At 69.9% G+C, this 12,624-nt stretch carries 4 protein-coding genes; all 4 read left to right on the top strand.

What is annotated here, in order from left to right:
* Genes QGN31_RS16690 through QGN31_RS16675 form a run of 4 tightly spaced genes read left to right on the top strand, consistent with a single transcriptional unit; the run spans nucleotide 1 to nucleotide 12,491 of the window.
* Nucleotides 1-6,576, top strand: coding sequence for a non-ribosomal peptide synthetase (locus tag QGN31_RS16690; RefSeq protein WP_008255566.1), 6,576 nt, complete (start codon nucleotides 1-3; stop codon nucleotides 6,574-6,576).
* A complete protein-coding gene (locus tag QGN31_RS16685) occupies nucleotides 6,573-11,012 on the top strand; it encodes a non-ribosomal peptide synthetase (protein WP_201407037.1) in 4,440 nt (1,479 codons plus the stop codon). The genes QGN31_RS16690 and QGN31_RS16685 overlap by 4 nt, the downstream gene beginning before the upstream one ends.
* Complete coding sequence (gene mbtG, locus QGN31_RS16680; RefSeq protein WP_008255571.1) at nucleotides 11,009-12,295, top strand: NADPH-dependent L-lysine N(6)-monooxygenase MbtG; 1,287 nt, start codon at nucleotides 11,009-11,011, stop codon at nucleotides 12,293-12,295. Before QGN31_RS16685 ends, mbtG begins: the two co-directional genes overlap by 4 nt.
* Complete coding sequence (locus QGN31_RS16675) at nucleotides 12,276-12,491, top strand: MbtH family protein (protein ID WP_008255573.1); 216 nt, start codon at nucleotides 12,276-12,278, stop codon at nucleotides 12,489-12,491. The genes mbtG and QGN31_RS16675 overlap by 20 nt, the downstream gene beginning before the upstream one ends.
* Nucleotides 12,492-12,624 lie beyond the last annotated feature (133 nt).

Below are 12,624 nucleotides of genomic sequence, written 5' to 3'. Positions count from 1 at the left end.
GTGACAGACACCACCGGCGCCGGCACCCGTCTCGACGAGGAACGCTTGGAACTGCTGCGCCGCAAGCTCGCTGAACGCGGCCTGGCCAGGCCGACGGGCGCGGCTTCCGTGGCCACCTACGACGAGCCGCGCATGTCCGCCGGCCAGCACCGGATGTGGTTCGTGCAGTCGGTCGATCCCGACAGCGCGCTGCTCAACATCTGCGTCTCCTATCGCCTCCTCGGCGCCGTGGACGCCGCTCGGCTACATCGCGCCGTCGACGCCGTCGCCGCGCGTCACCCCGTACTGCATACGACGTATGACACCGACGGTGACGGCGACCCGCGGCCCGTCGTCCGCGACGACCTACACCCCGAATGGTCCGAGCACGACCTGTCCGGACTGGCCGATCAAGCCCGCCGGTTGCGGCTGGATGTGCTGGCGCAGCGGGACTTTCGCCGTCCGTTCGACCTGAGCAAGGATTCACCCCTGCGCGTCACCGTGGCGCACCTGGGCGCCGACGAGCTGATAATGCTGATCACCGCGCATCACATCGCCTGGGACGACGGCTCGTGGGCGCCGTTTTTCGCCGACCTGACCCGTGCGTACACCGACCCGGACGGCTTTGCCGCGGCGCCGGCGCTGCCGGATCTCGCCACCGACCCGACCGCGATCCGTCAGGCCGATCTGGACTACTGGCGGCCGCTGATGGCCGATCTCCCGGAGCCACTGGAACTTCCCGGCCCCAATGGGTCGGTGGTGCCCAGCACCTGGCGCGCGCAACGCGCGACCGCGCCACTGTCGGCGGACGTCGTCGACCGGGCGGCCGCGCTGGCCCGCGAGACGGGCGCCACGCCCTACATGGTGTTGATGGCCGCGTTCGGCGCCCTGGTGCACCGCTACACGCAGTCGACGGACTTCCTGTTCGCGGCCCCGGTGCTGAACCGCGGGGTGGGAACCGAGGATGTCATCGGGTACCACGGCAACACGGTGGTGGTCCGGCTGCGGCCGCGGCCACACCAGACGTTCCGCGAACTGCTGGCCCAGACCCGGGACGGCGCGGTGGGCGCCTTCGCTCATTCGCGCGCCGACCTGGATTGGCTGGTGCGTGAGTCGAATCCGGACCGCCGGCACGGCGCGGACCGGATGACCCGGGTCAGCTTCGGACAGCGGGAGCCCGACGGCGCCGGCTTTTGCCCGCCGGGCGTGCGCTGCGAGCGCGCCGAGTTGCGCGGTCATTTCAACCAGCTGCCGCTGAGTCTGATGGTCGAGTTGAACCGCACGCCGGATGGCCTGGGCGGCGGCGTCATCGAGGCCGAGTACCTCGTCGAGGTGCTGGATCAGCAGCTGGTGCAGCAACTGCTGCGCCACTACGCCGCCCTGCTGGACAGCGTGCTGTCCGACCCCGACGTGACGCTGTCGGCGTGCGCGCTGATGAACGACGAAGACGCCGAGTGGCTGCGGTCCGTGTCGACCGGTGAAGAATTCGTCACCCCGGCCAGCACCTTGTCCGAGCTGGTCAGCCGGCGAGCGGCGCGCACGCCCGACGCCGTTGCGGTCGTCTACGAAGGGCGCGCCTACACCTACCGCGAAATCGATGAAGAGTCGAACCGCGTGGCGCACTGGCTCATCGAGCAAGGAATCGGCACCGAGGATCGCGTCGCGGTCCTGCTGGACAAGTCACCCGAACTGGTCATCACCGCGCTGGGCGTGCTCAAAGCCGGTGGCGTCTACCTTCCGGTGGATCCCACCTACCCGGAGGACCGGCTGAGTTTCATTCTCGGGGATGCAGACGCCAAACTGGTGCTGCGCGAACCGGTTTCCGGATTGGAGAGCTATCCGACCACGGCGCCCACCGCGTTGCTGCGGCCGCTGAGCCCGCAGAACACCGCGTACCTGATCTACACCTCGGGTTCGACAGGACTGCCCAAGGGCGTGCCGGTGCCCCACGCGCCCATCGCCGAGTACTTCGTCTGGTTCGGCGACGAGTACCGGATCGACGAGACCGACCGGCTGCTGCAGGTCGCGTCGCCCAGTTTCGACGTGTCGATGGGCGAAATCTTCGGCACCCTGATCATGGGTGCCCGGCTGGTGATTCCGCGCCCGGACGGACTGCGCGACATCGGCTACCTCACCGATCTTCTGGCGCGCGAAGGCATTACGTCGATGCACTTCGTGCCGTCGCTGCTGGGACTCTTCCTGTCGTTACCCGGTGTCAGCCAGTGGCGCACGTTGCGGCGGGTGCCCATCGGCGGGGAGGCCCTGCCCGGCGAGATCGCCGACAAGTTCCACGCCACCTTCGACGCGTCGCTGCACAACTTCTACGGACCGACCGAGACGGTCGTGAACTGCACCAGCTACCCGGTGGAAGGCGCCCAGGGCACGCGCATAGTGCCGATCGGCCGGCCCAAGATCAACACCCAGGTGTACCTGCTCGACAACGCGCTGCGGCCCGTCCCTGCCGGGGTGATCGGTGAGATCTACATCGCCGGAACACATGTCGCGCACGGATACCACCGCAGGCCGCAGCTGACGGCCGAGCGCTTTGTCGCCGACCCGTTCACCCCGGGCGGGCGGATGTACCGCTCCGGCGACCTGGCCCGGCGTAACGCCAATGGCGACATCGAGTTCGTCGGCCGCGCCGACGAGCAGGTGAAGATCCGCGGCTTCCGCATCGAGCTGGGCGAGATCGCCGCCGCCATCTCGGTCGACCCCAGTGTCGGGCAAGCCGTCGTCCTGGCCATGGACCTGCCGCAGTTGGGCAAGAGCCTGGTGGGATACGTGACTCCGGCCGAGGGCGCCGGCACGGAAACCGTTGACGTCGAACGCATCCGCGCCCGGGTGGCCGCCGCGCTGCCGGACTATATGACCCCTGCCGCCTACGTGGTGCTCGACGAGATCCCCATCACCGCCCATCAAAAGATCGACCGCGCCGCGCTGCCGCAACCGCAACTGGCGGCCGGCACCGAGTACCGCGACCCGACGACCCCCACCGAAATCCGGGTCGCCCAGCTGTTCTCGGGGCTGCTCGGACACGAGCGGGTGGGCGTCGACGACTCGTTCTTCGATCTGGGCGGCCACTCGCTGGTCGCCACCAAGCTGGTCACCGCGATCCGCGCGGAGTGCGGTGTGGAACTCGGCATCCGCGACGTGTTCGAGCTCGCCACCGTGGGCCTGCTGGCGGAGCGGATCGACCAGCTGAGCTCGGGCCAACTGACGCAGTCGCGCCCCAGGCTGATCGCAACCGCACACGACGAGCCGATGCCGCTGTCGGCGTCGCAGCTGCGCAGCTGGTTCGCCTACCGCCTGGACGGGCCCAGCCCGGTCAACAACATTCCCTTCGCGGCCAAGCTGACCGGTCCGTGGGACGTCGACGCGCTGATCGCCGCCGTCGGCGATGTCCTCGCGCGGCACGAAATCCTGCGCACCAGCTACGTCGAGCTGGACGGCGTGCCCTATCAGGTTGTGGGCCCGGTCGGGGTCGAGGTTCCGGTGCGCCGCGCGGAGGGCGTCGGCGAGGCGTGGCTGCAAGAGCAGCTCGACATCGAGCGGCGCCATTGCTTCGAGCTGGACTCGGAACTGCCGATCCGGGTCGCGGTGCTGCGCACCGAGAACGCGGACGAGCACGTGCTGTCGGTGGTCGTGCACCACATCGCCTCTGACCATTGGTCGGCGGGTGTGCTGTTCTCCGACGTGATGACGGCCTACCGGGCCCGACGCGGTGGCGAAGCGCCGTCCTGGGCGCCGCTGCGCGTGCAGTACGCCGACTACGCGGCATGGCAGCGCACGTTTTTGGGGGACGCCAGCGGCCAGGAGTCCGCTATCGCCGCCGAGCAGCGGGAGTACTGGACCCGCAAGCTGGCCGGGCTGCCGGAGGACACCGGGTTGCGCCCGGACTTCCCCCGCCAGCCGGTGCCCAGCGGGGAGGGCGAATCCGTCGACTTCCAGATCGACTCGGCCACCCGCGCCAAGCTCGGCGAGCTGTGCCGCGAGCTGGGCATCACCGAATTCATGCTGCTGCAAACGGCTGTGGCAGTGGTGCTGCACAAGGCCGGTGGCGGCGTGGACATTCCGTTGGGCACCCCGGTCGCCGGCCGCACCGAAGCCGAATTGGACCAACTGATCGGCTTTTTCGTCAACATCCTGGTGCTGCGCAACGACATGGACGGCAATCCGACGCTGCGCGAACTGCTGAAACGGGCCCGCGAGACGGCCCTGGCCGCCTACGCCCACCAAGACCTGCCGTTCGACCGGGTGGTCGACAGTGTCAGCCCGGTGCGCTCGCTGTCGCGCAACCCGCTGTTCCAGGTCGTCGTGCACGTCCGGGATCACCTGTCCGCCACGCGGGTCATCGAAACCGCCCCCGCGGGCGGCGATGGACGCGACACCGTGTGCACGTCGCTGGACCCCATCTTCGACATGGCCCACGCCGACCTCAGCGTCAACTTCTTCGGCACCGACGGCACCGACGACGTCGGCTACAACTGCAATGTCATCTTCCGTACCGAGCTCTACGCCAGAACGACCATCGAGCGGTTGGCGCAATGGCTGTCGCGGGCGGTCGCCGCGTTCGCCGAGGATCTCGACTTGAGCCTGCGCGACGTTGCGCTGATCGATGCGGGAGAACAGCACCGCATCCTGCAGGACTGGAGCCGCGGCGCGCCGGCACCGCACGACAGGCCGCGCACCATACCCGAGCTGCTGGAACCGAGTCGGGCGTGGGACGCGGATCGGATCGCGGTGCGCTGCGGGGACGAGCGGATCGATTACCCTGCGCTGCACCGCCGTTCGGACAACCTGGCCGCGCTGCTCGCCAAGAACGGGGCGGGGCCGGGCGCGTTGGTCGGGCTGTCGACCCGCCGCAGCATCGACCTGGTCGTGACGCTGGTGGCCATCATGAAGGCCGGCGCCGGTTACTTCCCCATCGACCCCGGTTACCCCTTGGCGCGAAAGCAATTCATGCTCGACGACGTCGCGCCGCCGGTGGTGGTCGCAACGACCGAAGCGGTGGCGACCATGCCACACGTTGCGGGAGTCGAGTTGATTTCGCTGGACGATCCCCACGTGCGCGACCTGGTGGACCGCGATGACGTCGATCCCCAGTCGCGGGATTTGCCGCGGCCCCATCCCGACGACCCGATGTATCTGGTGTTCACCTCCGGATCGACCGGCAAGCCGAAAGGCGCGGTGGGCACCCATCGTTCGATGGCCGCCCGGCTGGATTGGCAGCTGCGGCACTACCCGCCGAGGACCGAGGATGTGCGGCTGGCGCAGGCGTCGATCACCTTCCTCGAAGGCGGGATGGAGATGCTGGCCGGCCTGGCCGCCGGTGCGACCATGATCCTGGCCGACGACGACGAGCACCGCGACCCCGAGGCCCTCGGGGAGTTGATGACCCGGTATTCGGTCGCCCAGGTGACCGCCGTGCCCAGCCTGGTCTCGGCGTTGGTGGACAGCCGGCCCGACGCCGTGCGCGCGCTGTCGCGGCTGGTGTGCGGTGGCGAGCCGGTCAGCACGTCGCTGCTGCAACGGCTGGTGTCGGTGTGCGCCGACGACGGTGCGACCGAGTTGCTGAACAACATCGGTTCCACCGAGACCTCCGGCGCGGTTTCCCGCGGGCCGTTGGGCCTGCCGAATCCGCTTGTCGGAAAGCCGGTCCCGGGCGCGCAGGCCTACCTCCTCGACGACGGGCTGCGTCCGGTGCCGGTCGGCGTGGTGGGCGAGCTGTACTACGCCGGTGACCAGCTGGCGCGCGGGTACTGGAAACGGCCCGCCCTGACCGCGACGCGGTTCGTCGCCAACCCCTATGGCGGGGAGCCCGGTTCGCGCTTGTACCGCAGCGGTGACCTGGCTCGGTGGACCGAGGACGGCCAACTGGAATTCGTCGGACGCTCCGACCACCAGGTGCAGGTCCGCGGCTTCCGGGTCGAGTTGGCCGAGGTCGAGGCGGCCCTCGCGGCGGCCGACGGCGTCGCCGCCGCGGCCGCGCGCACCTGGGAGGTGCACGGCGGCACGTCGCTGGCCGGATATGTTGTGCCCCAACGGCCCATCGTCGATGACGTCGACAAGGCGGCGTTCGCGGGGGAGGTGCGCGCCGCGATCGCCACGACCCTGCCGGGCTACATGATGCCGTCGTCGCTGACCGTTCTCGACGTCCTGCCCAAGACTGAGTCCGGCAAGTTGAACCGGCCCGGGCTGCCGCTCCCGGCGGTCAGCACCGGTGGCCTGACCGAACCGGCGCGCACGGACACCGAACGGGCGCTGGCCAAGGTGTTCGCCGAACTGCTTTCGACCCCCGAAGTGGGGCGCTTCGACGACTTCTTCGCCCTCGGCGGCGACAGCATCCTGTCCGTGCAGCTGGCCTCGCGGGCGCGCGCCGTCGGCCTGGCCGTGAGCCCGCGCATGATCTTCGAGAATCCGACGGTGCAGCAGCTGGCCGCCGCCGTGGACGCTCTGGGGAACGGGCAGGCTGACACCGAGCGGGACGACCAGGCGGCCGACGTCCGTTTCGAGCCGATGAGCACCTCCGGCCTCTCGTCCACGGATCTGGCTGCGGTGACCCAACTTTGGTCGTCGTCACGTGAGGGCACGACATGACGGCCGCCGACACCGACGTCGCGCCCGACATCGAGGACGTGATGGCGCTGAGCCCCCTGCAGGAGGGCTTGTACTCGCTGACCACGCTCGCCGAGTTCGCCGACGGCGAAGCCGCGGACGACCCGTACGTGATCGGCATGGCCGCCGACATCTCCGGCGCACTCGACGTCGCGCTGCTACGCGAGTGCGCGGAGAAGATGTTGGTGCGCCACCCGAACCTACGGGCCAGCTTCTTCAGCCGCGGCATCCCGCGGCCGGTGCAGATCGTGCCCTCCCGCGTCGAGTTGCCGTGGCGATCCGTCAGCGCCGCGCGCGAGGACGTGCCGGCGCTGGAAACCGGCGAACGCCGCCGGCCCTTCGACCTGGAACACGGGCCGGCCATCCGCTTCCTGCTGATCGAATTGCCCGGCGCGCAATGGCGTTTGGTGCTCACTGCCCACCACATCGTGATCGACGGCTGGTCGATGCCGGTGTTCATCAACGAGATGATGATCCTGTACCAGGCCGGCGGCAACCTGTCGGCGCTGCCCGTGGCGCCGCGGCCGTACCGCGATTACATCGGCTGGCTGGCCAGTCGCGAGCCGGAGGCCAGCCAGCAGGTCTGGCGCCGGCACCTCGCCGGCCTGCCCGGCCCCACCCTGCTGGCCGCCGCCCTGGGCTCGGTGGAGACGACGCAGGGACGGCAGACGGCGCTGCCGCGCACCACCGAACTGCGCCTACCGGCCGAGGCCACCGCGCGGTTGGTCGACGAGGCCCGTTCGCGTGGCATCACCGTCAACACCCTGATGCAGATGGCGTGGGCGCTGGTGTTGTCCCGTCTCACCGACACCGACGACGTGGTTTTCGGGGTCACGGTGTCCGGCAGGCCGCCCGAACTGACCGGCGTCGAGACCATGGTGGGTCTGTTCATCAACACCGTGCCCCTGCGGGTGCGGCTGGACCCGGCCGCCAGCGCCGGCGAACAATGCCGCGCCGTGCAGCGCGACGCCGCCCTGCTGCGCGAGCACAGCTATCTCGGGCACGCCCAATTGCGTGCCCTCGGCGGGGTCGGGGAGATGTTCGACACCCTGCTGGTCTACGAGAACTTCCCGATGAACGGGCTGTCCTCCAGTGGCGAATTGACCGCCGGCGGTGCGACCTTCCGGCCATCCGCCCTGCAAACCCTGTCGCATTTCCCGATCGCCGTCGCCGCCCACATGGATGCCGGCGAGCTGGTGGTGCTGATCGAAGTGATCGACGGCGCGCTGGGCGCCATTCCCGCGGCCACGTTCGGTCGTCGGGTGCTGTCCACCGCCGAGCGGCTGCTGCGGGACTGGGCGCGGCCGCTGCGCGAGATCAGCGTCCTCTTCGACGACGAGGTTGCCCCGCTGCGTGCCGCCGGGGCGCCCGCCGCGACGTCACCGCGGAGCATTCACGCGCGGTTCGCCGACGTCGTGGCCAGCGCGGCCGACAGCCCGGCGGTCAGCTGGGCGGGTGGCACGCTGAGCTATCGCGAGCTGGATGACCGGTCCACCCGGCTGGCCGCCCAGCTCGTCCGCAAGGGCGTCGCGCCCGAAACACCGGTCGCCATAAGCCTTTTCCGCGATCCGCAGTACGTCGTCGCGATACTCGCGGTGCTCAAGGCCGGCGGCATGTGCGTGCCGCTGGTGCCGGGGATGCCCCCGGAGCGGGTCACCTCGATCCTGCGCCAATCCGGCGCGTCGATCGTCCTGGACGACGAGCTGACCGCACAGCTCCTCGAGGCCGGCCGGCCGCACGACGAATTCACGCCGGTCGACGTCGCGCCCGAACGGGCCGCGTATGTCGTGTTCACCTCGGGCACGACGGGAGAACCCAAGGGCGTCATCGGAACCCATGGCGCGGTGGGGGCGTACGCCGATGACCATCTGGACCGCGTGCTGCGGCCCGCGGCCGCAAGACTGGGCAGACCGCTGCGCATCGCCCACGCTTGGTCGTTCGCCTTCGACGCCGCCTGGCAGCCGTTGGTCGCCCTGCTCGACGGCCATGGCGTGCATGTGGTCGACGAGCAGACCCAGACCGATGCCGAGGCGCTGGTCGCGCTGATCGCCGAGCACGGCATCGACATGATCGACACCACCCCGTCGATGTTCGCCCAGCTGCAGGCGTTCGGCCTGCTGACCGACGTGCCGTTGACGGTGTTGGCGCTCGGGGGAGAGGCGCTCGGCAGCGCCGCCTGGGACCGAATCCGCGAGGCGTGCAACGCCACGTCGATGACGGCGTACAACTGCTACGGGCCGACCGAGACCACGGTCGAGGCGGTGGTCGCCGCGATCGCCGAGCACGACGAGCCCTGCATCGGCCGACCGACCCGGCACACCCGCGGATACGTGCTGGATTCCGGGCTGCGCCCGGTGCCGTGCGGCGCGACGGGCGAACTGTACCTGGGCGGCGCCCAGCTGGCTCGCGGCTACATCGGCCGCGCGGGGGAGACCGCGGCGCGCTTTGTCGCCGACCCCTTCGCGCCCGCGCAGCGGATGTACCGCACGGGCGACCTGGTGCGCCGATTGCCCGACGGCACAGTGCAATACATCGGTCGCGCCGACGCCCAGGTGAAGATCCGTGGCCACCGCGTCGAGCCCGGGGAGATCGCCGCCGCCCTCGAATCGCATCCCGCCGTCCGGCACGCCGGCGTGCTGGTACATCAGCACCGGGGAGCCCCGCGGCTGACCGCGTACGTGGCGACCACCGATACCGCGGGGGCCAAGCCGACGGCCACCGAACTGCGGGCCATGCTCGGCACCCGGTTGCCGCGCTACATGGTGCCGCAGCGCATCGTTTTGGTCGACGAAATCCCGTTGACCCCCAACGGGAAACTGGACGAATCCGCGTTGGCCGCCGCCGACGTCGCCGAATCAGCCGGCGGCGCGGCAACACCCGAGACCGCCACGGAATCCGCGCTGGCCGACCTGCTCGCCGAACTGCTCGGGCACCCGAGCGTCGACGTCACCGCGGACTTTTTGCAGCTGGGACTGGACAGCATCATGGCGTTGTCGGTGGTGCAGGCGGCCCGGGCGCGCGGAATGGCGCTGCGCGCCCGACTCATCCTCGACTGCACCAACATCCGCGAACTGGCCGAAGCGATCGACTCGGAAACCACTGCCGCGGCCCAGCAGGTGGACGAGGCAAGCGGGCCAATGCCGTTGCTGCCCAACGGCCGATGGCTCTACGAGCACGGCGACCCGCGCCGGCTCGCCCAGACCGAGGCCATCCGGCTGCCCGAGACGCTGCGCCGCGAACAGCTGGACGCCGCGCTGGCAAGCATCATCAACGGCCACGAGGTGCTGCGCACCCGGGTCGACCGCTCCACGATGACCTTGGTTCCGGTGCCCGACGCCGACGTCCTGGGGGCACTCGAAGAAGTTGAGGTGGACGCAGAGCTGGCCGCGGCGGTGCCGGCCCACGTCGCCCGGGCCGTCGACCGGTTGGACCCCGAACGGGGAACGCTGCTGGCCGCGGTGTGGCTCCGGCCCCCGGCCGGCGAGAGCGTGCTGTTGCTGGCCGCGCACGTCGTGGCGCTGGACCCGGCGTCGTGGCGGGTGATCCTCGGTGAACTCGGTGCCGCCCTGACTGCGGCGGCGACCGGTCACTCACCGGCCCCCGTACGGGAACACACCAGCTATCGGCGCTGGGCCGAGGCGCTCACCGCGCGGGCGCACGGCCTGGACACCACGCCGTACTGGGCGTCGGAGTTGGACGGCGACGACCCCGACCTCGGCGCCCGGCGGCTCGACCCTGACCGCGATCGGGCCCGCGATCTGATCGTCCGCAACGTCGCGACCGACGCCGACCTCACTCGCCGGCTGCTGAATTCGGGTCTGGCGTTGCCCACGCTGTTGGTCGCCGCCACCGCGGCGACGGTGACCAGCTGGCGCCGGCTACGCGGTCAGGCGACCCCGCCTCCGCTGCTGGCGCTCGAAACCCATGGCCGCGCGGACACTTTGGTCGACGGGCCCGGCGCGCACACCATCGACACCGGCGACACGGTCGGCCTGCTCAGCTCCATCTACCCGGTGCGGCTGGACTCCGACGACCCGCACAAGGTGGCGGAGAAGTTGGCCTCGATCCCCGGCGATGGCCTCGACTTCGGGTTGCTGCGCTACCTGCGGGACGACACCGCCGCGCGGCTCGCCGGCTTCCCGCCGCCGCAACTGCTGCTGAATTACCTTGGCGCCGCCCACACCGACGGCGGCACCGGGCTGACGCTCGAGCGCGAGCTGCTCGCCGGGGTGTCGCCCGTGCCCGAGCCCGAGCTGGCGGTGCGCCACGAGCTCACCATCGCGGCGATGGTGCTGACATACGGCGGGGAGCGGGTGCTGGCGGCCCAGTGGCGCGCGCTGCCCGACATTCTCACGGACGCGGACATCACCGCGCTGCAAGGACTTTGGATCGATTCACTGCGGGAGGTGGTGAAATGAGCACACTGGCGATCGTGGGCGCCGGCGCCAAGGCGGTGGCCGTCGCCGCCAAGGCGTCGGTATTGCGCGACATGGGCGTCGAGGTTCCGGACGTGGTCGCCGTGGAACGCATCGGCGTCGCGGCGAACTGGCAGGCCAGCGGCGGCTGGACGGACGGTGCGCACCGGCTGGGCACCAGCCCGGAAAAAGACGTCGGCTTTCCCTACCGCTCGGCGCTGGTGCCGCGCCGCAACGCCGAGCTGGACGAGCGGATGACCCGCTACAGCTGGCAGTCCTACCTGATCGCCACGGCGTCGTTCGCCGAGTGGATCGACCGCGGCAGGCCGGCGCCGCCGCATCGGCGGTGGAGCCAGTATCTGAGCTGGGTCGCCGACCACGTGGGCATGAATGTGGTGCACGGCGAGGTCGAACGGCTGGCCGTCACCGGGGACCGCTGGGCGATCCACACCCATGAGACCACCGTGCACGCCGACGCGTTGATGATCACCGGGCCCGGCCAGGCCGAAAAATCGTTGCTTCCGGGCAATCCGCGCGTGCTCTCGATCGCCCAGTTCTGGGACCGCGCCGCCAATCACGACCGGATCAGCGCGGAGCGGGTCGCGGTGATCGGCGGCGGTGAGACGGCCGCCGCGATGCTCAATGAGCTGTTCCGGCACCGGGTCTCGAGCATCACCGTCATCTCCCCGCAGGCGACGCTGTTCACGCGCGGCGAGGGGTATTTCGAGAACTCGCTGTTCTCCGATCCGACCAACTGGCCGGCCCTCACCCTGGCCGAACGTCGAGATGCCTTGGCCCGCACGGACCGGGGCGTGTTTTCGTCGAACGTGCAGGAGGCGTTGCTGGCCGATGACCGCATCCACCACCTGCGGGGCCGCGTCGCCCACGCGGTGGGCAGGCAGGGGCAGATCCGGCTGACGTTGTCCACCAACCGAGGAAGCGAGAACCTCGAGACGGTCCACGGGTTTGATCTCGTCATCGACGGCTCCGGCGCCGACTCGCTGTGGTTCGCACCGTTGTTCAGCCAGGACGCGCTTGATCTGCTCGAACTCGGTCTGGGTGGGCCCCTGACTTCGGAGCGGCTGCAGGAGGCGATAGGTTATGACCTGTCCGTCACAGACGTCACCCCTAAGTTGTTCCTGCCCAACCTGTCCGGACTCACCCAGGGCCCCGGATTCCCGAACCTGAGCTGCCTGGGGCTGCTATCCGATCGGGTGTTGGGTTCCACCGTCAGCCCGTCCGCGTATCCCCTGAGAAGGAGACATGATGAGCGCCAACCCCTTTGACGACGACAACGCCACCTTCGTGGTGCTCGCCAATGACGAGAACCAGCACAGCCTCTGGCCGACCTTCGCCGACACGCCGTCCGGCTGGCGGGTGGTCTTCGGTGAAGCAAGCCGCGCGGACTGCCTGGAGTACGTGGAGCAGAACTGGTCAGATATCCGCCCCAAGAGCCTGATTGAGGCGCTCGCGGGGGAGTAAAGGCCCACCGCGGGGTCCTTGCACTATGCAGGCAGGGACGATTTCCCAGCCGCTACACGCCTGCGGTACAAGGCTATTCGGGGTATGTCCCGCGTCGCCGCCGTAGCGTCGCCGTAACGTGACCAAGTTGAGA

Source organism: Mycobacterium sp. 2-64 (assembly GCF_035918375.1).
Taxonomy (GTDB): domain Bacteria; phylum Actinomycetota; class Actinomycetes; order Mycobacteriales; family Mycobacteriaceae; genus Mycobacterium; species Mycobacterium intracellulare.
The sequence above is the reverse complement of the archived record's forward strand: the minus strand, read 5'-3'. Positions and strand labels throughout refer to the sequence as shown.

Coding starts and splice junctions, on each gene's coding strand:
- QGN31_RS16675 (WP_008255573.1), top strand. CDS start 12,276: ATGAGCGCCAACCCCTTTGACGACGACAACGCCACCTTCGTGGTGCTC.
- mbtG (WP_008255571.1), top strand. CDS start 11,009: ATGAGCACACTGGCGATCGTGGGCGCCGGCGCCAAGGCGGTGGCCGTC.
- QGN31_RS16685 (WP_201407037.1), top strand. CDS start 6,573: ATGACGGCCGCCGACACCGACGTCGCGCCCGACATCGAGGACGTGATG.